The sequence below is a fragment of the Methanomassiliicoccales archaeon genome, from assembly GCA_038850735.1.
Lineage (GTDB): Archaea > Thermoplasmatota > Thermoplasmata > Methanomassiliicoccales > JACIVX01 > JACIVX01.
The window spans coordinates 25,755-48,517 of sequence record JAWCLO010000005.1; the positions used below are offsets into that span (position 1 = coordinate 25,755).

General features: G+C 45.6%; 15 protein-coding genes and 1 tRNA gene. 4 read left to right on the forward strand and 12 right to left on the reverse strand.

Going from position 1 to position 22,763, the window contains the following annotated elements; all coding sequences use genetic code 11:
- Positions 1 to 2: 2 nt before the first annotated feature.
- Positions 3 to 644 carry a hypothetical protein gene (locus QW087_04260; protein MEM2943933.1) on the forward strand — a complete coding sequence of 214 codons (642 nt, stop codon included), beginning with the start codon at positions 3 to 5 and terminating at the stop codon, positions 642 to 644.
- Between the two features lie 107 nt (positions 645 to 751).
- Here the strand turns inward: QW087_04260 and trxA are convergent, their stop codons facing one another.
- The 4 genes from trxA to pyrF form a co-directional block, all read right to left on the reverse strand.
- Positions 752 to 1,075 carry a thioredoxin gene (trxA, locus tag QW087_04265; GenBank protein MEM2943934.1) on the reverse strand — a complete coding sequence of 108 codons (324 nt, stop codon included), beginning with the start codon at positions 1,073 to 1,075 and terminating at the stop codon, positions 752 to 754.
- A gap of 229 nt (positions 1,076 to 1,304) precedes the next feature.
- Positions 1,305 to 2,027, reverse strand: coding sequence for a CARDB domain-containing protein (locus QW087_04270; protein MEM2943935.1), 723 nt, complete (start codon positions 2,025 to 2,027; stop codon positions 1,305 to 1,307).
- A 56-nt stretch (positions 2,028 to 2,083) separates the two neighbouring features.
- Positions 2,084 to 8,599 (reverse strand): STT3 domain-containing protein, encoded by a 6,516-nt coding sequence (locus QW087_04275; GenBank protein ID MEM2943936.1) that lies wholly within the window; start codon positions 8,597 to 8,599, stop codon positions 2,084 to 2,086.
- A 112-nt stretch (positions 8,600 to 8,711) separates the two neighbouring features.
- Complete coding sequence (pyrF, locus tag QW087_04280) at positions 8,712 to 9,377, reverse strand: orotidine-5'-phosphate decarboxylase (GenBank protein ID MEM2943937.1); 666 nt, start codon at positions 9,375 to 9,377, stop codon at positions 8,712 to 8,714.
- Between the two features lie 293 nt (positions 9,378 to 9,670).
- Between pyrF and QW087_04285 the strand changes: the two genes are divergently transcribed.
- A complete protein-coding gene (locus QW087_04285; protein ID MEM2943938.1) occupies positions 9,671 to 10,750 on the forward strand; it encodes a 4Fe-4S cluster-binding domain-containing protein in 1,080 nt (359 codons plus the stop codon).
- On the opposite strand, the gene QW087_04290 is transcribed toward QW087_04285, so the two are convergent.
- From QW087_04290 to QW087_04320, 7 genes are all read right to left on the reverse strand, one after another.
- A complete protein-coding gene (locus QW087_04290; GenBank protein MEM2943939.1) occupies positions 10,737 to 11,162 on the reverse strand; it encodes a NusA-like transcription termination signal-binding factor in 426 nt (141 codons plus the stop codon). The genes QW087_04285 and QW087_04290 overlap by 14 nt on opposite strands.
- 5 nt (positions 11,163 to 11,167) lie before the next feature.
- Positions 11,168 to 11,446: a 50S ribosomal protein L30e gene (locus QW087_04295; GenBank protein MEM2943940.1), complete on the reverse strand. Its 279-nt coding sequence runs from the start codon at positions 11,444 to 11,446 to the stop codon at positions 11,168 to 11,170.
- Positions 11,443 to 12,939, reverse strand: coding sequence for a DNA-directed RNA polymerase subunit A'' (rpoA2, locus tag QW087_04300; protein ID MEM2943941.1), 1,497 nt, complete (start codon positions 12,937 to 12,939; stop codon positions 11,443 to 11,445). The genes QW087_04295 and rpoA2 overlap by 4 nt, the downstream gene beginning before the upstream one ends.
- On the reverse strand, positions 12,936 to 15,710 hold the full coding sequence (locus QW087_04305) for a DNA-directed RNA polymerase subunit A' (GenBank protein MEM2943942.1): 2,775 nt from the start codon (positions 15,708 to 15,710) through the stop codon (positions 12,936 to 12,938). Before QW087_04305 ends, rpoA2 begins: the two co-directional genes overlap by 4 nt.
- Entirely contained in the window at positions 15,707 to 19,300 is a 3,594-nt protein-coding gene (locus QW087_04310) for a DNA-directed RNA polymerase subunit B (GenBank protein MEM2943943.1), read from the reverse strand. Before QW087_04310 ends, QW087_04305 begins: the two co-directional genes overlap by 4 nt.
- Before the next feature lie 5 nt (positions 19,301 to 19,305).
- Positions 19,306 to 19,569, reverse strand: a complete 264-nt coding sequence (locus QW087_04315) for a DNA-directed RNA polymerase subunit H (GenBank protein ID MEM2943944.1) — start codon at positions 19,567 to 19,569, stop codon at positions 19,306 to 19,308.
- 122 nt (positions 19,570 to 19,691) lie between these two features.
- Positions 19,692 to 19,825: transfer RNA gene (locus QW087_04320), tRNA-Lys, on the reverse strand.
- Between the two features lie 476 nt (positions 19,826 to 20,301).
- Here QW087_04320 and QW087_04325 point away from each other — a divergent pair.
- Together QW087_04325 and QW087_04330 are read left to right on the forward strand one after the other, a co-directional pair.
- Positions 20,302 to 20,496, forward strand: coding sequence for a zinc finger domain-containing protein (locus QW087_04325; protein ID MEM2943945.1), 195 nt, complete (start codon positions 20,302 to 20,304; stop codon positions 20,494 to 20,496).
- 9 nt (positions 20,497 to 20,505) lie between these two features.
- Positions 20,506 to 20,772 carry an elongation factor 1-beta gene (locus QW087_04330; GenBank protein MEM2943946.1) on the forward strand — a complete coding sequence of 89 codons (267 nt, stop codon included), beginning with the start codon at positions 20,506 to 20,508 and terminating at the stop codon, positions 20,770 to 20,772.
- A gap of 420 nt (positions 20,773 to 21,192) precedes the next feature.
- On the opposite strand, the gene QW087_04335 is transcribed toward QW087_04330, so the two are convergent.
- A complete protein-coding gene (locus tag QW087_04335) occupies positions 21,193 to 22,539 on the reverse strand; it encodes an NADP-dependent malic enzyme (protein MEM2943947.1) in 1,347 nt (448 codons plus the stop codon).
- Positions 22,540 to 22,763 lie beyond the last annotated feature (224 nt).

Sequence of the window (22,763 nt, forward strand, 5' to 3'; positions counted from 1 at the left end):
GTATGAAGAATCTGGAAGAGATTGCCAGTCAAATCCAATACAAACTCGACGAAAAGGATGCCGTGAGGGAGGTGGCCCTCAAATCATCGAGGGCGATTATCAGAATTGCTGCAGGCATCGTACATGCAATCCACAAGCACGAAGATGTTAAGAATGAATTCACTGAAGCAAGGGACGAAGTCCATAGATTGAGAAGCCTTCTCGAAGACCACCCAGATATATGGAATGCTGGTTTTGTTGAGGACGCAATGGCGGAAATTGCGGAAGCCTCGATTCTATTTTCGATCATAAATTCTGAAGAACTACCGGATCCGGAAGACCTTGGTATTACTTCCGCTTCTTATCTTTTGGGGCTCGGAGATGTCATCGGGGAGCTGCGCAGGTTTGCACTTGAGTCGCTGAGAAATGGCGAAGTAGAATCCGCACAAAGATACCTAGATATGATGGAGGAGATCTTCTTAATACTCATGCGCTTTGACTACCCTGATGCAATCGTTCCAATAAGAAGGAAGCAGGACGTCGCAAGGTCGTTGCTTGAAAAGACTAGAGGAGAAGTTGCCGTAGCTATCTGTTCCAAAAGGCTGGAAGAGAGGCTAAAAAATCTCGAAAAGTCCATTGATTTCTACAAATGCGACCCTAGATAGAACTATAGGGTTTTGCACATATATTCATGACTCTAGGCATGGGATTATAATTAAAATCAAAATGAAAATCGATTGAAACAACGACGAAACCAAAGAAATAGCGATTATCAAAAATTCCGCTTTATTGCGTCTACTATTTTCTCCCTGGGGACCGCGCCGACTATTTGATCGACTACTTCGCCGTCTTTAAAAAACAGCAGAGTTGGAATCGCCATTATCCTGAATCTTTTGACGAGCTCAGGATTCTGATCGGTATTCATCTTCGCAAAAGCTACCTTACCAATGTACTCATTCGCAAGTTTTTCAAAAACAGGCGCAATCATTCTGCATGGACCGCACCAATCCGCCCAACAGTCAACAATCAATTTCGCGTTTTCTTTTCTGATGCGATCAAAGTTACTGTCAGTGATTTCAATGAGATTTCCGGCCATGAATTGGACTAACATAAAACTCATATTTAAATCGTACCGGATATTGACCACCACATACGGTGAATTTACCGAGCTTTATCTTCCCTGCAATTTTCGGCGAACTTAAGAACTAAGCAAAAATTCGCAAAGGATGTTATTAATTCCTCATTTTACAAGCACTCAATCCAATGCAAGGCGAGTCGATCTTTCGAAAATGAGTGATAAATGTGGTGAAAAGAGGAGGTCTTTCTCACCGCTGTTTCATCCTTCTTCTCTTTGGTCTTCTGTAAACGATGTAAATAGCGATTAAAGAGATGATAAATGCGGCCGCAAGCGTGATATTGGCAATCGTGTAGTCAGATTTGCCAATGTATATCGTCGTGGTGTACGAGGTACCTCCAGTTTCAAGGTTCACAAGCTCATTGCCGGGATCGATAACAACAGTTATTACATGCACACCAGGCTGCAAATTAGGATCGGTCCAGTTATACATAATAGTCTTGGATGCTTTGGGATCCAAGCTTATCGTTGTTTCATAGATTCTCGAGCCATCAGCGTAAATTGCGAAAGGGATATCTTTGACGGTCATGTTACCCTCATTTCTTACCGTTGCTGAGATAATGACGGGAGTGAGCACTTCAATCACGAATTCTTTTGTAACCGTCTCAACTGATACACCGTCGGGAGAGGCAGAGGTTACGTTCACTCGCAGAATCATGTTTTGAGGGTTCGGTGGGGCAGTTACATTGACTCTAAAAATGCCCGTAGCTGATTTTCCGTTTGTAGGCACGACTTTTGCTTGTACAACCGGCGGTCCGATGAGCTTTGCGGTGAAACTATAGTTCCCACCAGTGACTTCCGCAGGTCCACCAACAACCCTAATGAAATATTCTGATTTTTCATTTGTTGCAATGCAATACTTGCCCTCAATCGTGGCGTAAAGAGGAGAATATGACGAAGTGGCAAGTACCACTGACGACGAGCATACTGGAAATAAAAGAGCAATCAATGCAAAAGTGGCAAGAAATGTCAGCGCTTTCTTCGTCTGAATACCCCCCTGTGAATTCCAATTAATATGAAGATCGTAAATGCGGCAATAGATGCCCCTGCAAGACCAATTGTCGATGCGGGAACAGGTTCTTCCGAATAGTACACTCCCTCGCCGCTTATGGTAATCCCACCAGATGGCAGCAGAACCAGAGGCATCGGAGGTTTCATTTCAAGAATAGCAGAAGCACTCAATGAATTCTCAGAAGTTGCAGATAAAATAATCGTGATGCTTGGAGAGGGCTTGCTTCGAATTGGTATGAGAAGTACATCGAAGTACTTGACTTTCCCCGCCTGCAATTCCACAGTGAAATTGCTGACGTGCGTGCCATCTTGAGCCTTTAGCTCGGCATTCCATCCCATTCGTTCCAAAAATTCGCGATTTTCGATTTTGACGACGACTGTATCATTGGCATTGCCATTGTTGTCAACTCGGAAACTGTAAGAATAGAGCGTGCCATTGACCTGATACGGCTTATCAAATTTAATTGCAATGCTATACCTTGGAAGAATGTTCGCATCAATCAAGACGCTGTCGTATACAGACGCATTCACTGTCGAGGCGACTTTGACCGTTATAGGAGCATGCGATACTCCCACACCCTCAGAAGGAGTGATACTTACCGTAACGAGCTGTGAATTCATGTATCCAAAGTCGACTGTCACCGCGCTCTGAGAGAATGATATCGCCCAGTTAGAAGCAGAAGCTGATAACACGAAGGTGTCCTCAACGTTACCCTTATTGATAATTCTAAGATTGTAGATTGCCGTCTGCCCAGCGCTCAACGTCATTTTCTCGCTTTCGTCCCACTGGATTTCGACTTGTCTTGCCTCCACTTTCTGCATAACGAGCGTTCGGCTCGTATCCGCAAGCAACTCTATGCTGACCTCGCCTCGGTAATGCACAGACATTCCCTTTTCCACACCCGTAGATGAAAGATATATTGAGTAGTGTCCCCCAGGCAGTATGATTTCAAAGTTGCCTAAATTGTCCGATGACCACATCAGCTTCGCACCTGCTGATGAAACGATCTCCATGGTGGCATTACCAGCAACTCCACCTTTGAAGGTCGTACCAGAAAACTTCATTCCCTTCAGGAGTGTTATGTTTTGTACTGTGCTTGAATACGGATGGATTTCGGCAAGGCCAAGGAATACGTCTTGGCCACCAATCTGTCTTGCGTAGACCGTGTAATTGCCAGGTGCTATACTTACAATAAAACTTCCAGAAAAGGAAGTTACTGATGTTCGCATGGCAGTTGCCGACATCGGGATGAATTCGACTGCTGCGGCTGTGAGCTTCCCCAACCTATCCAAGACTATCCCACTCATCGTTGAATTGTCGTAGGAGCGCTCAAGCGATATAATAGCATACGTGGTGTAAGGTATCGTCATAGACGCATTGCCAATATATCTGACATATCGAAAGTCTCTGCCGATCCACGATGTCGTGCGATAATCTACACTAGCTATGTAGTTGCCGTTCGGAAGTATAATTTCAAAAGCCCCCGTGGCAAGAGAGGAGACTCTCGCAACAGCCCCCTCTTCATTCCTGACCTCAACCGGAACGACGTACGAAAACGGCAAACTACCAGAATAAATCATTCCACGGATGGTCCGTGCAACTGACATGGTCAAATTCAAGGGCGACGAGGATGGGGTGATTGTAAGCAAACCAAGGAACGCGTAATCAGCTGTAGCTCGGTTGATCACTGCGTAGACTGAATAGTTGCCCTCCATCAGATATAAATCAAAGGAGCTGGATGTCGAAACGGTCTTATTTTCGACTCCGCTAAAGGTGATTGTCGCCGTTCCGAGATCACTTGGATATATCGACCCATAAACTCTCGTTCTCTTTAATAAATCAATTTCTAACAAATCGGGATCAGAACCGATTAAAACCTTAATTGATGAAGTGTACTGATATATGGTAGCATTGCTTCCGATCGTTACATTTTGATGCACACTTACATAATACTCACCAGGTGGTAACATAATATGGAAATGCCCGTTTGCGTCGCTCACAGCTGCGTGTGTGCCCCATAGAGTCGATACGAATGTTACAGTAACATCGCTAACTGGCATTGATGCATAACGCACAATCCCACTGACCGTTCTGTTCAAAGGTGAGAGCTTAATGTTCGAGTAATAGGAATCGACCTGCGACGGCAACCCGATCGTTTCCGTGGCAAATCCAAACTTGGAAACTGTCAAATCATACGAGAAACCCGATGGAACGACGAAGCCAAAAGCTCCGAGAGAATCTGTTGACGATCTAATTGCCCTGCCACTGCGGTCTCGAAGACTCACATCTACATTCTTTAGATATTCACCCGTCTCTGCAATACCATTGCCATTTTCATCGTACCAGACCCGCCCAGATACTGAGATGGCAGGAGATAAAACAATAGAAATGCGTTCTGACCTGTCTACATAGAGGTCGTTCCAATATGCAGAATCGTTAGACCTTACGTATATCAAATAACCGCCAGATGGAATAATCAACTTCGCAGATCCGCTAGCATTTGTAACGGACATGAGCTCTGCGCCAGTTGCCTGCGATTTGACAACAATTTCCGCTCCTGCAATGCTCCGTGATGAATGATCAAGAACAGTAATATCTGTTATAATAGCTCGAACAAGCCGAATGTTATAATTAGTTCCCGATGATGATGCGCCCAGATAAGATAGGTGAACATACATCTGGTCGTTAAATAGTGATAGCGAAAAGACAGTATAACTGCGGGATGGCAGAACAATATCATAGAATCCCTTTGCATCTGTGACTACCCAGAATCTCTCATTTTCCGAAATGAATGCAACAGTAGCGTTGCTTACCGCTACGTCGCCTATCGTCACCCTCCCCGAAATAGCAATGGCGTTGTCTACAAAAAGATTGAGAACTTTTTCCTCGCCCTCGCTGATGTTGATCTCGCGGGGTACTAAAATTAGCGATGGGTTCGAGGACTCAATGATATACCGACCTGAGAGTAAGAGATCGACTACGTAGTCTCCATCTACACCAGTAGTGACTTCGATTCTTTCCCCATTAACCGTGTCAACAATGATAAAATCAAAATTCGCAGCCGATGTGTTATCAAATAAGCTTACTCTGCCTCCAATTTTGGCAGGCTTCACACCGATATCAATCGTGATATTTCCAAGTGGCATGAGATTTGCTTGTTTGAAGGCAAAGCTGTGGTTCAAATGCACCGCGTACAGGGAGGCGTTCATCGGCGGCAACCCATAGAAAGCATATCCCGACGAGCTCGCCGTTGTTTCAAATCGAAGACCCCTGCTTGAGTTCTCTATTATTACCGTGGCGTCACTCATGAGCTTGTCTGACCCTGAGGTAAATGATCCGTCGCCGTTAACATCCCAATACACCTTTCCTTTAATAGCGCTACCTTTTATCATCACATTCTTAGTGATGAAGTAGTCCCACCTACCATCAAGATCCGAATCAACCTTCTTCCTCATTGCCTGGTCGTATGTGACATCGAAGGATACTCTCTCAAGCTCCGTGGCAACCTGTGTCCGCAGGTCGAGAGAACCATAAGAGTAAACGAGTGTGACGTTACCAAAAGGCGCGATTACCTCATAGCGTCCGTTTTCATCCGTTTTTACTGCCTGATGAGGAATGCCATACTCATCGAGAACGGTAACCCATACATCTGGATACGGAAGACCCGCATTTGTTGTCACCGTTCCTTCTACAACTGCACCATCATAATATTGGAGGAAAACAACGCCCTGGATCAGAGCGCTAGCACTGGCATCAACAACTCCCTCGATTTCTCCGCTTTCAATTTTCTTTTTCAGTTCCAGTGCTTCGTTGTAGCTCACCGCCCGCCAAGCAGATGAATGATTTCTTGCCTGATTCTCAGGGAATGGATTGTAGTATGCGGTCCTATAGACCATCCTGAAATGTGTCATGTTCCATCCCTGCATAGGCGGATAACTTGCGAGACTTCCCGTCAATCCTGGCAGACCTTGCTGTGTGAGCCCCACGTCATAAGGTCCATAGCCCATGAAGACCCTATAGAGCATGCTATTGTAGAACATCTCCTTGTAAACTATCTGGTAATTTACAATTGTCATATCTGATGTTACATTTGCGACATCGTGAAGACCGCCCTCGCTATCTACAGCTTTAATTTCAAAGAAATCAACGGGGGAGTTTGTTAGAGGATCTATTCTAAAATCAGCGAGTTTGGCTGGAGCGTAGAATATATTGGCACTCAGTGCCGTAAATGGAAATAAACGACTATCAACCGCTACGTACGAAACATCAATTCCCGTCAGCTCGCGCAATTCGCTGTAAATTTCAACAAGGTTCTCAAGCCCAACCTTCGACAATTCTACACTTCCAGCAACGTACTTTGCATTTGTGGCACTCAAATCGCTGTCTCTAGGTCCATAGATTTCAGGATTGTTCTTAACGATCTCGACATATCTTTCTGGATGATTCAAAATGTCGTAGAGCTTCACACAGTTCACTCCACGACCTGAAAGGATCTGGTTTATTGCCCCATCGTCAATTCCCGTTTTCTCAAGAATTCTAATTATAAAAAGGGCGATAGCAGACGTTTCATTCTGCGACATCAAGACGTTGCCGGCGAACTGATATGCGTTTTGGAAGTTATCGGCAACCGTGGGATGCTGCCCCTCCTGGATTGCTTCAAATCCATAGTCCCACCAAGAGAGAAATGCAGGCCGCTGAGAAATAGGAATGATATCAGAATCAGCGGTTCTGAACCAGCTCCACGCAGCGGGCCAATACTGCGAAGGGAGCGGCATACTATATGAAAATGCTCCGAAGTACCAATTAGAACCATTTATGACATCATAGCTTGAAGGTTTGGCAAAACCAGGCATAATGTCATAAATCTGCTTATCATACTGCGCTTTCAATTCGGATGGTATTGCGGCATCAGTTGCCCCCCACACATTCGGCAACACGACCAAAAACGCAAGGAAAAACGCTGCAAATACGTGCCTTATCTTAATCGCACGTCGCAGCAAGCTGAGAGGCCTAATCCCAGGACCGCTTGCGAGCGCACGAGAGATCTCAGAGAACTTGGCAGCATCGACGATCATCGCTACAATCCAGCCAGCTGTTAATGCGAAAGCGGGACTCGCATTAAACATGAACCTTGCTGCGGAGACTGCCATGAACATGGACACTGCAGTCCAGACCACGATAAATACGAAGTATGGTGCCACATTTTTCCTAATTTTTATAGCTGCGATAACCACACCGGCAAACGAGAGCCAGAAGGTTATAGCTCCAAAGGAGAGCGCCAGATCAGAAAAGCTCGGCGCCTGAGCTTCGGAAATGGTCGAATAGAGCTTACTTTTGACAAAATACCCCTGACCCGAAATTATCGCTTCAAAAATGTCAGGAGCGGTCATAGACAAAACGATGAGAGCGAAGCCAGCAAGTATTGCAAAAGACGGAATGACAAGCGCCCAGGGATAATCTCTCGTCACAACGAATACCATTGCAACAATGGTCGATCCCAAAAATAAATAGAAAGGAATGTCAAACCATGTCCCCCAATAATTCATCTGGTAGTACACTGGCGCCATTACCGCAAAAGCAACAAGCAGCATGGCAGTGAGAGTGATCATAACTCCCAAAGAATCGGCATTTCTGAACCTGTTAATAAAAATCTGAGCTAAATAGTATGCAAGAACAATGACAAGGAGATAAGCATAGCCTGTCCAAATCATTCCCACGGCAGCCAAGCACAAGCCTGCGAGGACGGCATAACATATCGATGACCAATTTATGCGCAAGTAATTCGCTAGCCCATTGAGAATTGACTTTCCGTCTTTCCATGATTCAACCCATTTGTCACCTTGTATGACCTTGAGGGATACCAAAAGGAAATAAAAAGAGCAGACACTGAAGAAGAGAACCATTGAATCGTGATCCGCGAAGGAAAGCACACTGCGTGAGATATGACCAGGCATAATCGCAAAGAGAAATGCGGCGATTATTCCGGCCTTGTTACCAAACGCTGTTCGACCTATCATATACACTGGAAAGACCGTTAGCGCCCCCCAGAAAGCCGTTGATAGTATGAGAGAGTATCCAACAGCATCCGCCAATGACACGCTACTCAGCGATGAAATCAACATTCCCGAAACTGCAATGGACCAATCATACAGCGGAGGACGGGGGTTCCTCATGCCGATCGGATAGTTCAATAGTGGATCTAAAACCAGATGCTGTCCAGTTGACGTTACATGATCGATTACGCGCTTATGGTAATACGAGTCGGATCCTCCGGATACAAGAAATCCATTATCGACGGAAAGTGAATATCCAAAATAACTTCTCATGAAAAATGCTAATAGGAAGACCATGAACAGAACGAGAATCGTGTGCCAGTTCTTGCCAAGCCAGGAATCGCTGAAATTTGTTCTGATACCGCCAAACGATTTGAATGGGTTCCTTATTGCCAAGCTCGACGCTTCTTTCCCTTCCATCTCAAAGTCTCCCTGACAAAATCGTGGCAAGTCGATAACTGACCCGATATAAATATTTGTTCACAGCCATATACTAATATTAACATATCTGGATACATTCTCAGTCGTTCCCTCATTTACACTTTTGACAGCTTCTAATTTCTTGACATATCGATTCTGCAGTTCCCCTAGGATCTGAACTTTTGTAGATGGATCGGCCGACGATTACATGGTCTGCCCCCATGCGTATAGCCTCTGCCGCACTTCCACCTTGAACGCCGACTCCAGGGGACAAAATCAGGAGATCTCCAACGATTTCGCGAATTGCTTGTATGCGTTCTGGTCTCGTCGCAGGCGCTATCACACCCGATGCTCCGCACTCCACGGCAAGGGACGCTATCCTCTCCGCAACTGGCGCCGTGAATTCACGTCCTCCTGGATGGCTCATTTCAGTCACGACAAATATATCAGCAGCATTCCCGGCAACCTTAACAGCCTCACGCACAACATCATGCCCTACGAAGCCGTGAACTATGATTCCCGATGCCCCTAGGTCTATCGCTTTCTCCGCAATAAGCCTCACAGTACTCGGAATATCAGCAAGCTTGAAGTCGCAAATCACGTCCGAGAAGTCAGCAATTTCCGAGATTACATTGGGGGAGGAGCTCAGCACCAGCGGCCAATTGATCTTTATGGCGTCAACGAGATCCGCTAGTTCCCTGGCCATTCGCAGCGCTTTCTCCTTTTCTGTTTCATCGAGTGCAAGTATTAGCCTATTTTTTTTCTTCAGTATCACCATATAGAGGCTCCCCTTTTTTAGTTTACTAGCTTAGGAAGTTGATCAAGACTGATTGCAAGTAACCGTATAAGGAAATGGAATAGTTTCAATTTAATCCCTTCTTAGAGTCAATACGCTTTAAGACCAGTCAAAGCACTAGGGCCTGCATTACGGCAGAATGGAATTATCGTCGCCTTAACCTATTCAGCGCTACATAGATCCTGCGACAGTTCTATTTATTTCGGAGATGAAAGAACGACAGCCACTTTCAAGACCCACAAAACTTTAATTCAAGAAATATGTGCTGAAATCCGATGAACATGCGATCACACGGCGCCGGCTCAAGATATGTTGGAGAATTACCTCAAGGATGTAGAATCTGCAAAAAGGGGGCCAAGCTCGTTCTTCTTATCACAGGGAGATGTGCTGCGTCGTGCTACTACTGTCCCCTTTCTTCGAAAAAAAAAGGGAGAGATGTGATTTATGCAAATGAGATGAAAATCAAGTATGTCGAGGGAGCTATAGCAGAAGCAAGGCTGATCGATGCTGAGGGCACTGGTATCACTGGTGGCGATCCACTTGAAGTTCTTGATCGCACAATCATGTTTATCAAGCACCTCAAGGATGAATTCGGAAAGGATCACCATATTCATTTGTACACAGCATCAATAAATATTCAAGCGTTCAAAGCACTTGAGGCGTCTGGTCTCGATGAACTGCGCATCCATCCGCCGCTCCACATGTGGAGGAGACTTGAGGAGACAAATATAGCGGACTTTGTGGCTAATACAAATATGGACGTGGGGTTTGAAATTCCAGCGATTCCAGATATGAAAAGTGAAATTGTAGAATTGGTGTCTTATGCTAATCGTGCTAAAATGGATTTCGTGAACCTGAATGAGCTTGAAGTCTCAGAAACCAATTGGCGGCGCCTCAAAGCAAAGGGATTTGAAGTGAAGAATGATATATCAAGTGCAGTTCTTGGGAGCGAAGAACTTGCCATTGAGATCTTGAAGCTCGATCTCGAAATCTCTAGACACTACTGTTCCTCTGCTTTTAAAGACCGCATTCAGATGAGGAACAGAATTAAGAGAAGAGCGAAGAACATCGCGAGAGCGGGAGATATTATCACAAAAGACGGTACTCTTTTGAAAGGGGTCATTGAGGGTAATAAGCTTAGGGAAATCAGCGACTATCTCATTAGTGAATTCGAGGTACCGAAAGAACTGATCTACATCGACAGAGGTAAGAAAAGGATCGAGATAGCCCCGTGGATTCTTGAAGAAATATCCTCATTTCTTCCATACAATTGCTACATTATCGAGGAGTACCCGACCGCCGATAAGCTCGAAGTCGAAAGGGAGCAATTACCCTCTCAGGCTAAGCGACACTGATGCTCTGAATATTGTGATGCCTGTTAATGATGTCCCTTGCGATTTTCAGATTCTTCCCATTCTTCCCGATGGCCTTTCCTTTGACTTTTGGATCAACAGTCACCGTGGCATGAACTATATTTCCACGGTTTTCGATCTTTACGCATTGTACATTATAATTATAAAAGACATTCCTGATGAATGTTTCTGGTTCGTCTGAATACTCTATTACCTGGATGTTTTTTCCCGTAGTATTTTTCATCCTGATGACGTTCTCCCCGCCCTTCCCAACGGCCTTATTTGCCTGGCCGGGATTTACAACAAAAACAAGTTTGTCTTCAGTTTCCAGGCAATCCCTTACCCTCGTTTTTGTGATCGTTTCAAAGAGAGTGATGTAGCGAAGCGTTTCTTCGGTGAACGTGATTTCTGGCATAAAAATCACAACGAAAGAATATTTGAAGCGCCCTTATCAATAACAGCAAGCGCTGCCACTGAAAAAGGCTTGCCACAAAGTGCACCGAGCTCAACATTCGTGCCTTCGTATCGGTATGTTTTCACACCGTGGTTTCCAAAGAGCAAGAATTCGCTGGGGCAGTTCTTGGCTACTATAACCAGTTTTGCTTCGCCTTTCTTCACCGCTTTCTCGGTTCTCTGGGTTCCAAATACGACCTTTCCTGTTGTTGCCGCCGTTTTTATAGCCCTACCAAGATCAATCATTTGCTCGCCTCCTTTTTAACGGGAACATACACCAGATTCACGGCTCCCGTTCCAAGAGTAACTGGTTGCCCAACTATAATATTTTCCGCTACTCCATCTAGGTGATCCACCTCGCCCGTTATCGCTGCGTGCAGGAGATGCGTCGCCGTGATTTCGAATGCAGCCCTCGCGAGCACGCTGGACTTCCTACCTGAAATCCCGTGCCTGCCGATGGCCTTCACATCACCATCATGGGTCATCAGGTCAGCTACAAGCATTATATGCCTAATGTCTACAGTCAACCCTTGCTCTTCAAGAGTCCTCGACGCTTCGTTGATGATCGCATTTCTCGCCGCCTCAATGCCCAGGACCTCATATATTTCTTGAATGCAGTTCGTGGTCGTTCTTGTCTTGTCTACGCCTTCTATGGAAAGCACCTCTTGCAGATTAGAGCCTTCGGTATAAATGACGTACTCTTCTCCAACCTTCCTCAAAATCGCACGTTTTATGTTGTCGATACCTCTGATCTTACATTCCCTAACAGCGTCTACAATATTCTGTAGTCTCTTGAATGATGGTTCTTCGCAAGTAATGACGATCTTTCCTTCAACAACCTCTGCAAGACCACGAATTGTACGAATCTTAGATAGCTGAGCATAGACCTCATCGAGCGTGATTCCCTTCTGTATCATCTTCCTTTCGTCTGGATGCACGATCACTTTCATGTTAATGATATCCGTTTCTATGTCGGCAATATCCAAAAGAACTGTTGATTCAATGTCCATTGCGATCTTCCTGACCCGCTCAATATCATTCCTAATTTTCGGGTCAACATGAATCTCCATCATGGGAGTGCTCGGAATCCTCCTTGCATCAACGATCTCAATAAGTCTTGGCAGTCCAAGTGTGACATTGATTTCTGCGACACCTGCATAGTGAAATGTACGCATTGTCATCTGCGTGCCTGGTTCACCGATACTCTGCGCTGCGACTATCCCTGCGGACTCGTGAGGATCCATTAAGTGAAGTTCATACTTTTCATGCGCCCTTGTTAATATCTTCCTCAACGTCGCCTCAGGTACATCAATGCCCTCGAGTCGTTCCGAGATGTCCAAAATGATTCGCAGTGGGAGATGAAGTCTCATTTCGTCAGCGATTTTTAGCATCTTTGACTGGAATTCGGTCAGAGGGCACGTTTTCACTGGAATGTAAATCTCCGCCTTCCTCATCCTTTCTTTCGTTTCTGACGAAACTTCAGAAATCTCCTCTTTCTTTTCCTCTCTTTTCTTGGCCTTCTCCGCAGGTACCTTTTTTTGCTCCTTAGCAGGCTTTCCACCGACTTTTGCGACGATCTCTGAGGCTTCTTCCTCGGTAAATCCGAGAGAGGCGATCTCTTTTACATTGGCCGTCGAAATTTCGGCCAGGGATTTGAACTTCGATAGTAATTTTGATATCGCTTCCTCTTTCAAACCACGGCGTCTCAAGGCATTGACCGTATCTTTCATGGCCATCATTCCTCACCCCCAGCCTCAAATTCGGGTTCCTCGTACTCCTCTTCTTCCTCAACTTCCATGAGATCCTTTTCTATCGTTGCGTATCCACCGACTTTCTTCTCTTCGATCTTCGCCAGCAACTCAGCCTCGTCACCCAAGACCTCAATCAAGAGGTCGTCAACGTCAATTGGACTCCCCTGAACGCTCCGCGACGGATCGATTCCATCTTCACCGTATCTAAACTGAATGATCATATCTGCTGTATTCCTCACCGTGCCATCCTGTTTCAATTTAAGATCTTCAAGGGCGTTGATCAACCTGCGTTGCATATAACCTGAACGAGATGTACGCACAGCTGTATCAACAAGACCTTCTCGACCTCCCATGCTATGGAAGAAGAATTCGGTTGGTGTAAGACCGCTCTTGTACGAATTAACGACAAACCCTTTGGCCCTAGCACCGAGATCGCCCTTACGGAAATGAGGCAATGTCCTATTCCAATACCCTCTTGATAAACGCTCTCCTCTAACAGCCTGTTGCCCAATGCAACCAGCCATTTGGCTTAGATTTAGCATGGAACCTCTCGCACCAGACCTTGCCATGATGACCGCTGAGTTCTCCAGTCCAAGATGTCTTGACGCAATCTGCCCCGCCTCGTCTCTTGCTCTTCCCAGCACCTTCATGACTTCTACTTCTAAAGTCTCTTCAAGCGATCTGCCAGGAAGTTGTTCGAGGATTCCTTCGCGATACGCTGAGACGAGATCTTCGACTTTCTTTTCCGCGTCTTTAAGTACTTCTTCTATCTGGCGCTTGGCCTCATCAGGAATATCCTCATCATCGATGCCTGTTGTAAATCCCCGCACCATGATGGCGCCGATTGCCAACCGTGTAAGATTATCGATAAAAGCCCTCGCTGCATCGGAACCGTAATCCCTCGCAATTTTGTCAATGATCCTTCCCTTGAAGGCACCAACAGCCTTTTCGTCAATTGTGCCACAGACAAGCTTACCATTTCTTATCTTCACATAAGCATCAAGATCACACTTTTCTTTGAGACATTCAGGACATTTCCTGCATATGGAAGCTCTGAAAGTGATCCTGAAATCTTCTGGGAGTATCAGCGAAAATAGCTGCTTTCCTGTCCAGTATTGCACTCCATTTTCAACGATGGGTTCAGGCAAAGGTCTGTGATCAAGTTTTGCCAGCATGAACAGTGTTTCATTTAGTGTGAACTTTGAATCCTTATGGGTCAGTAGGAAACAACCTGTAATATGATCATGAATTGCGCCTATAATGGGTCCACCAAAGCGCGGAGATAGAATGTGTTCTTGTACCTTCATCAGTATCATTGCCTCTGCCCTTGCCTCATCGCTCTGAAGCACGTGCAGGTTCATTTCATCGCCATCGAAGTCTGCGTTGTACGGTGGGCAGACGCAAAGATTGAGCCTGAATGTCTTCCACGGCATGACTTTTACCGTATGAGCCATCATCGACATCCTGTGCAGTGATGGCTGCCTATTAAACAGAACTATGTCGCCATCTACAAGGTGCCTTTCCACGATGAAACCAATATCTAGGGTCTCCGCTACACTCTCCGCATTCTTTTCGGTAATCTTGATCCTTCTTCCATCAGACCTTATCACATAATTGGCACCAGGAAGATATCCTGGTCCAGGTGGATTCGGACCCCTTTTTACAATTTCCTTTAATTTCTCAATATTGTGTTGTGTCACATAAACAGGAACTGTGAGCTCTCTAGCTGCCTCTATTGGAACCCCGACCTCGTTGATCGATAGTGATGGATCTGGCGAAATAACTGTCCTCGCCGAAAAATTGACCCTTTTACCGGAGAGGTTAGACCTGAAACGCCCCTCCTTACCTTTCAACCTCTGGACGAGGGTTTTCAGAGGTCTACCTGACCTATGCCGAGCTGGCGGAATGCCAGAGGTCTGGTTGTCAAAATACGTTGTAACATGGTATTGCAGCAATTCCCAGAGATCTTCAACGATGAGCTGGGGCGCTCCCGCATCTCTGTTTTCTCTCAGTCGCTGATTGATTCTCAGTACGTCTACGAGCTTATGAGTGAGGTCATCCTCAGAACGGTCACCCGACTCAAGGGTAATCGACGGTCTCACGGTGACGGGAGGTACAGGGAGAGCTGTCAAAACCATCCATTCCGGTCTGCATGATTTAGGATCGATGCCAAGGGGAATCAAATCTTCATCCGGTATGCGCTCCAGCCGCTCCCTCACTTCCTTCGGCGTGAGTTTATGTCCGTTTTCCCTGAAAGTGGTTGGCTTGTCAAGCGTGATTTTTAGTTGTTCTGCACCGCAATGCGGACAAACCGGCCGAGAAGCCGCATCTTTTGCCGTTTCCTTGGAAACCATACGGACCTCAACCGCATCTCCTCCAAGTGTTTCGAGAGATTCCATTGCCTCTCTATACTCTCGGGCCTGTTCTTCCGTTAAAAGCAGTCGACCACACGATCTACACGTTGATTGAAGGAGTTTCTTTATCTCTTTGACAAACCCAACGTGAATTACTGGCATTGCGAGATCGATATGTCCAAAGTGACCGGGACATTCGTCAGCTTTGTGTCCACAAGTCTTGCACCTCAGTCCAGGTTCGATCACACCTAGATGAGGATCCATCAAGCCCATTTCAATGGGGAACCCATCATCATCGTATGTATCAGCGGTGATGATCTTTGTAGCAGACATCTTCCTGATTTCATCTGGTGAGAGCACCGCAAACTTAATCGAGCCTATCCGCTTAGAAACGCCTCGCATCATCTTAAATCCTCCAGTTGGAGCCTCATCACAACGCCAAGCGACAGCAACTCATCGAGTAACAGTTTGAATGCATAGGATGTCTGGACGAGGTGAACATTTGTATTGTTCCCGCAGACAGGACATCTCAATACGCCACGCCTATCCAGGATCGCAATGTGTCCACAGTTCGGATTTCCACAGACATACTGGAATGTACCATCAGATTCATCCAGTAGCCTGTCTTTAATTACCATAGCAGCACCGTGTCCGATGAGGCAGTCTCTTTCCATTTCTCCAAACCTCAGACCGCCTTGTCTCGATCGACCTTCGGTTGGCTGTCTGGTGAGAATCTGGACCGGACCGCGACTTCTCACATGAAGCTTTCCTGACACCATGTGATGCAGCTTCTGATAATATATCACTCCGACGAAAATGTCAGCGCCGATCATCCGTCCTGACATGCCATCATACATCACTTCCTTTCCTGTGTGCTTAAAGCCGCATCTCACTAGCGCCTCTCTTAGCGATTTTTCTTTTTCCCCACTGAATGGCGTACCATCAATCATCCTGCATTCCATCGACCCTACTTTGCCTCCAATCATCTCTAGCACGTGAGCAACTGTCATTCTCGATGGAATTGCATGCGGATTAATAACGAGGTCAGGTACGATACCATCAGAAGTGAACGGCATGTCTTCTTGGGGTACGATCAGCCCGACCACGCCCTTTTGCCCGTGTCTCGATGCGAACTTATCTCCCAGTTCTGGTATCCTTTCATCCCTCACTTTCACCTTCACTAAGCGGCTTCCGTTTTCCGATTCCGTCAACATAACGCTGTCTATCCATCCGCTTTCGCCTGGCCGGACTGTAATGGAGGTTTCACGGCGCTTCTGGGGTGTGAGGAAATCCGTTTCCTCCTCGAGGAAACGAGGAGGCGATGTCTTACCGATGAGTACATCTCCTCCGTTGACGGCGGTCTCAGGGCTTATCAATCCGTCTTCACCAAGATTACTGTAAGCTAGATCCGCCCTAGCTCCACGTACATCCGGGCTCGGTATCTCAAAGTGATCTTCTTGTCCACCAGGATATCGACGCTCTTCAGCTCTATACGTCCTCATGAATGTTGAGCGACCAAGTCCTCTCTCTATGCTAGCCTTATTCAAAATCAATGCGTCTTCCATATTATAGCCATGATATGAAAGGACCGCTACAACGAAATTTTGTCCAGCTGGTCTTTCATTGAACGAAACAAAGTCCATTGTTTTTGTTTGCACTATCGGTTTCTGAGGATAGTGTAATAGGTGCCCCCTTGTATCAGGTCTTCTTCTATAATTAGTAGCGCTTAGGCCGAGTGATTGCTTCGCCATTCCGGCACCCATCGTGATTCTTGGGGACGAATTGTGTTCTGCATATGGAACTAAGCCGGCACAAACACCCAATATGAGAATAGGATCGATCTCCATATGGGTATGTTCTCTCGTAAGCAATAGCGGGGTCTTGATGTCCCCTTTACAATGGCGGCAGCGGAGCAACACGTAGTTTTCCTCTGCGCCGGGATTAAGCCAGTTAACATCTATGGGTGATAGAGCCTTTTGGCAATTTGGACAGCGTTCCGGAATCCTATAAGCGTCGACTGCGATGTAAGTATCTTCTTCCTCTTCCGCGTCGAGCCACTCTATTACACCTTCGCGGATAAGATCGGACCACCGCAACCTTCCCTCGGTAATTTCATCGAGGTGTTTCCTTGTAAGGACTGTTCTTCCATTTCTTATTACGAGCAGAGGACGTCTCAATCGGCCCTCATCGCAGTTTATTATCACTTCATCCATTTCTTCATCATATCTGATGTTAATTTCATGCGAAATGATGCCGGAACGCCTTCTGTGCCTGATTTCCGCTACTAGTTCTCGGGCACGATCGTGAACACCGATTAAATCTCCATTGACATAAACCCGCGTTCCCGTTTTTCGCTGTCCCCTGACCTCCTTAACACCTAGATCCCTGAGGATCCAAAGAACACTCTCTTCTGGAAAGCCCTCCGAAACGTCGATGATTAGCGCTGCGTTTTTCACAAGGCCACAGTTTTGACCTTCTGGCGTTTCGTTGGGGCACAATCTTCCCCATTGCGTTGGGTGAAGATCTCTGGCTTCGAAGTGAGGTTGGCTTCTTGTGAGCGACGAGGTGACTCTTCTTAAATGACTGAGCGTACTCATATTAGACGTTCGGTCAAGAAGCTGGCTTACCCCCGCCCTTCCACCAACCCAATTGCCCGTTGCGAGCGCATGAATTAGGCGATTTGTTAGGAGATCGGGTCTGATCGCACTGGCAATGCGAATGTCTTTTTTTCTCGCATAACTCCTTTCCAATTGATACTTCAAATCCTTCATTAGATTAGTAAAAGCAACCCTGAAGAGATCCTCCATAAGATCTCCTGAGAGTTTAAGCCTCTTGTTCGCGTAATGATCTTTATCGTCTTCCTTCCTAAGTCCTAAGGATAATTCGAGAACACTTCTTGCCACCCTGCCCAGGAAAATCGCTTTTTTGAGGCGGTCCTCAGAGGTATCGCCCAAGTGTGGAAGCAAAGAGCGATCAATGATCGATTCGACCTTCTTAACTCGGTATTCTTTTGCCTGGCCTGTTGCAAATTTTCTCTCAAGATACAAGATTGCGTCTTCTGTTGTAAAAATGCCATTAGGTGGATAAAGCTTTTTATCTTGGCATTCTTCGATGTTTGCATAAACAATATTGGCCATTTCGGGGACGCTGACGATTGCCTCATATATATCCTCATCACTTTCCATTCCAAGCGCCTTCATCAGCACCACAAGAGGAATCTGGCCCGAAGCAGCAGGAACCGTGACCATTAACATGCCGTCCTTCTTCTTCTCAACCAAGGTCAGCGCCCGATATCCTTCTTTCTGCGAGAAAACTTTGGCGACTTCAATTTTCGTTCCATATCTTTCATTGAATTCGACCATTACTCGATTTGGGGCCAAATCCTCAAGAGAAATCAATACTCTTTCAGTTCCCCCTATGATGAAATAACCACCCGGATCCATCGGATCTTCGCCGGCTTCGATCAATTTCTTAACATATTCTTCCTCGGTCAACTCTTTTTCTTCTTCTAAGTTTTCTTTGTGAAGAGTGCATTTCTTAGACTTCACCATGATGGGAAGATCGCCGATGTGAACGTGTTCTGGCTCTTTTTCAATGCCATCTTCTATAACAGTAAAGTCAACATAAACAGGTGCAACATAATTTAGATTTCTTAACCGAGCCTCCATTGGTGTTAATGTATGAGATGCACCGTTTGCTTCTCTGACGATAGGGAGCCTGATATGAACGGTTGGGCGGGAATGTGTGTCAATCATTCCAGTCTTCTCATCTCGTTTCCTGCCAACCCGGATTTCAATTATCCTGCCGTCTGTCTTATCTGGATCAAGTCTTATTACGCCTCTTTCCATATCCTCAACAGATACCCTGAGATTGTCAACAATCTTCTGCATTCGGCTGTTCGGGTTGTCGATTGTCGATAGAAAATCATTGAAGCTTGCAATGTGATGGTTTACAATACTCCTTTCATTAAAATAAAGCTCAACAAGCTCGCGCACGGACATCACCCTCTTATTACCATTCTATATGCCACAAAAATCTCTGCAGTCGAACTTTTCCGAACAATCTTGATAATGCGTCCTTCTTCGATGGGGCCATGAATCTTTTCCAGCACCTGTACGCACGCATCGCTTTTCCTTATTTTGGGAAGCTGGTCTCTTGTGATTCGTAACTCCGTCAACACTTTTTGAGCTTCTTCTTCAGAAAGCAGGTGGTGCTCCGGTACTAGCTCATGCTCTAAAACATTAAATTCAATAACATCAGACACAATTTCACCTCGTCCTTGATCTCGGGCCCATCCTCATATTAAATGATATCATTATAAAAAGGCATCGACGCAACAACCTTTTACCAGACTTTGTCACTGCTGACATCCTTCCCCCTTCCAGGCGGGCCCGCGGGGATTTTCGAAGGCCTTGGGGATCCGAGGCCTTTTCGAACCCCGGGCCATCTGGTTAAAAGCCAGATGCTCTTTCTAGGGATGCTCGACATCGAAGAATCCTACCTAGCTGAGCTACGGGCCCTTGGCAAGTGCACACAGGCATGTAGGGAGTCCCCTAATAACTGTCATTATTTAAACTTTGTCGATATGCACAAATTCCGAATGCACTGCAACATACGCGATCTTTGAGTTTTACCAAATTTTTATATGGCAAAAGTCCCAGATAATTTTTGTCCTAGCTGCACTGCAATGACAACGTGTATTTATTGTAGCTTCTATCTATCAATCAATTGCTATCGACAGAAGTCGAGAAACCTTTCCAATTTAACGACTCCTTAGCGATGCACAGATCCTCCGATTGCCGATAGTGTGAGTTTCTATGGCATATCCTAGGCGAAATATACTCAGCTAATCGAAACATTATTTGCAAATACAGCACAATAGTTCGCCAGGAGCTTAGAAGCTTCATTTTTACAACAACTGCTGGGAAAGTTGGAAGTACTTCCTTCTCTGGGAGGAAGTTGATAATTATGACGAAGAAGGATTTATAAATGAGTGATGCTTCATGTCGCACCGGCTGAGAGCATGAAGAAGGAAAAGATCTGCAGTTCATGCGGCATAAGACTTGTTGAAAGGGGATTTACATACTTCAAATGCCCCATGTGCGGAGAGGTTGAAATTGGGCGCTGTGCGAAATGTAGAGACCAGAGTGTTGCTTATACGTGCCCCAAGTGCGGATTTACGGGTCCGTAGGTGATCACTGTGGGAAAGGTTGCTGCTGTATACAATCTCATGCCTGACGACGTTGATGTTCAAATAGAAAACATCGCTAATGAGATCAAGGGAGTTATACCAGAGGGCGTTGAGGTGGCGAGAATGGAAGTAAGACCAGTTGCGTTTGGACTCAAGATGCTTACTGTTACCTTTGTTATGAACGACGCAGGCGCTATTGTTGATAACCTGGAAGAGGCGCTTCAGCAGATCAAAGGCGTCCAAAGTGTTGAATCCGTGTCTGTAACGCTGATTTGAGAACGCGGATTCTATGCTTGCAGATGTTTCTTTATTCTGAACGACATTTGTATTTTCCATTCACACATATGTATCGATCGTATTTTACTACCAGGTTAGTAATCCTAAGAACATACATTGAAAATGTCTTTTTCCAACCGTGAGAAATTGAATAAGATTTTAGCGTCGATGATGAATGATTGCATACGAGTGTCTGCTTCTGATAATGGCATATGAACAATAATCGATAAATCGGTAGGACTTTCTGGCATTATAAAAATCTGAAAAATAGTATTCTCTTATATAGAAGAGGATGAGGGGAGGGGAACGTCGGGAACTGCACCTTCAATGCTACCCTCTTACGGTCGGAAAAAAAGTAAGAAATCTGGATAAAAATACCTACGAATATTCTTTCAAGAAGCGAAAGTTGACCAGCGAACGTTAGACGCGTGGAGGTCTTATGCAGCCCCGATCCATCAGCAATTTAGTCATACCTCTAGCTCGTTTGATAATTTGTTCCGCCCTCTCGTACAATTCGCTCCTGCTCGGCTTCACTCCAGCGACTCCTTGCTCAATTGCCTTCATCCCAACCGCTACCGCTTCTCTAGGAAAGACTTCCCAGTCGTCCATCGTAGGCACGATATATTCCTCATTCAATCCTTTGTCTTCGGCCGTCTTTGCGAGTTCTAATGCCGCAGCAATGCACATTTCGTCCGTAATCGTCCTCGCCCTTACGTCTAGAGCACCTCTGAATATCCCCGGGAATCCAAGAGAATTGTTTATTTGGTTCGGAAAATCTGACCTTCCAGTAGCAACGATCCTCGCGCCCGCCTCCTTTGCATCCCATGGCCAAATTTCTGGAATGGGATTTGCCGTTGCAAACACAATAGCATCATCTGCCATCGATCTCACCATGTCTTTTGTGATGACATTCGGTCCTGGTCGAGATGCACCTATAACAATATCAGCCCCTTCCATCGCTTCTTTGATTCCTCCAGTTTTTCTTTCGCTGTTTGACTTCAACGCCATCTCCCATTTTTCAGGATACTTTCCCTCGAGATCTTTTCTCCCAGGATGTAATATGCCCTTGCTATCGACCATCACGATGTTCCTTATGTTCACACCCGCAGCGATCAAAACTCTAGCAATAGCGATATTTGCTGCACCGGCCCCGATCATCGCCACCTTTGCTTCGCTCATCTTTTTTCCCACAAGTTTCAATGCGTTTATCGCTCCAGCGGTTACAATTGTTGCCGTGCCTTGCTGATCATCATGCCAAACCGGGATGTCAACTTCTTTTCGCAGGCGATCTAAAATAGCAAAGCATTTCGGATGAGCGATATCTTCCAAATTGATACCGCCAAAAGATGGTACAATCCACTTGACCGCCTGAACAATTTCATCGGGATCTTTTGTATTCAGGCATATCGGAACGGCATCAACTCCTCCGAGATACTTGAATAATAGAGCTTTACCCTCCATCACAGGCAATCCGGCTTCTGGACCGATATCTCCAAGGCCGAGAACTCTTGTCCCATCCGTCACGACCGCTACCATATTCCACTTGTTTGTATGACTGTAAACTCTTTCAGGATTCTTTTGTATATCTCTGCAAGGTTCTGCGACACCCGGCGTATACCAAATTGCAAAATCCTGGAAGTTCCGGATAGGTACCTTCGGTATCACCTCAATTTTTCCCTCATAGAAAGGATGGTATGCCATTGCAATCCTTGCTGGCTCATACGCTTTATTCAGTCTTTCCTCCACGGTTTTTTCTTCGTTGCTCATGAAAACACCTGCAAATCCTTTGTGTTCATCTCTTCATATCGCTCATCAGGAAGACGTCCCCTGACGTGGCAATCGGTACCATATTATGAAAAAGCTTTATAAGCGTTGATATGAAAATTCGAGCATCTTCGAAAGAATCTTCGGAATAGCGAAATTACCAAAATATTTTCGTATTTTTTTGTATAAAGTTTTTTGAAAAGTGTAGATCGTCGAAAACAAAACGA

Bases quoted from the DNA above. Each gene is read 5' to 3' on its own strand.
- QW087_04305 (MEM2943942.1), bottom strand. From the start codon at position 15,710: ATGATGCGAGGCGTTTCTAAGCGGATAGGCTCGATTAAGTTTGCGGTG.
- QW087_04335 (MEM2943947.1), bottom strand. From the start codon at position 22,539: ATGAGCAACGAAGAAAAAACCGTGGAGGAAAGACTGAATAAAGCGTAT.
- QW087_04290 (MEM2943939.1), bottom strand. From the start codon at position 11,162: ATGCCAGAAATCACGTTCACCGAAGAAACGCTTCGCTACATCACTCTC.
- trxA (MEM2943934.1), bottom strand. From the start codon at position 1,075: ATGGCCGGAAATCTCATTGAAATCACTGACAGTAACTTTGATCGCATC.
- QW087_04295 (MEM2943940.1), bottom strand. From the start codon at position 11,446: ATGATTGATCTTGGTAGGGCTATAAAAACGGCGGCAACAACAGGAAAG.
- QW087_04260 (MEM2943933.1), top strand. From the start codon at position 3: ATGAAGAATCTGGAAGAGATTGCCAGTCAAATCCAATACAAACTCGAC.
- rpoA2 (MEM2943941.1), bottom strand. From the start codon at position 12,939: ATGATGGCCATGAAAGATACGGTCAATGCCTTGAGACGCCGTGGTTTG.
- pyrF (MEM2943937.1), bottom strand. From the start codon at position 9,377: ATGGTGATACTGAAGAAAAAAAATAGGCTAATACTTGCACTCGATGAA.
- QW087_04285 (MEM2943938.1), top strand. From the start codon at position 9,671: ATGAACATGCGATCACACGGCGCCGGCTCAAGATATGTTGGAGAATTA.
- QW087_04325 (MEM2943945.1), top strand. From the start codon at position 20,302: ATGCTTCATGTCGCACCGGCTGAGAGCATGAAGAAGGAAAAGATCTGC.
- QW087_04275 (MEM2943936.1), bottom strand. From the start codon at position 8,599: ATGGAAGGGAAAGAAGCGTCGAGCTTGGCAATAAGGAACCCATTCAAA.